Origin of the sequence: Companilactobacillus huachuanensis, from assembly GCF_005404815.1 — a bacterium.
Lineage (GTDB): Bacteria > Bacillota > Bacilli > Lactobacillales > Lactobacillaceae > Companilactobacillus > Companilactobacillus huachuanensis.
In genome coordinates this window covers 1-346 of the sequence record NZ_BJDF01000062.1, presented here as the reverse complement: position 1 = coordinate 346, position 346 = coordinate 1, and the positions used below count along the sequence as shown (strand labels likewise).

At 52.6% G+C, this 346-nt stretch carries 1 pseudogene; it reads left to right on the top strand.

The features are described from left to right. Window positions 1-162: 162 nt before the first annotated feature. A pseudogene (locus FFM71_RS13990) lies at window positions 163-346 on the top strand (hypothetical protein); the annotation flags it as partial.

The window sequence follows — 346 nt, the reverse complement described above, 5'->3', positions numbered from 1 at the left end:
TGACTAAACTCAAAGATGTCTTCCACATACTTGCTAGTGTTGTTGCTTGGAGTGGTGGTTCTCACCACTTCTTCACTCGCTGATTACCCCAAGCGCCCCCCAGTTGAGAGGCCACCGATTGAGCACAAACCACCAACACCAATTGGTAAACCTCCCGGTGGAGTGAAACCACCCCCAAAACACAAGCCACCCCCAGGACACGGGCCACCAACGTCAGTTGGCAAACCTCCCGAAGAAGAGGAGCCACTCTCAGGACACAAGCCACCAATCCCAGTTGGCAAACCACCTAAGGGTCATAAGCCTGGCCATCCTCCTGTAGAGAATGCTGAAGAAGACTCACAAGAAT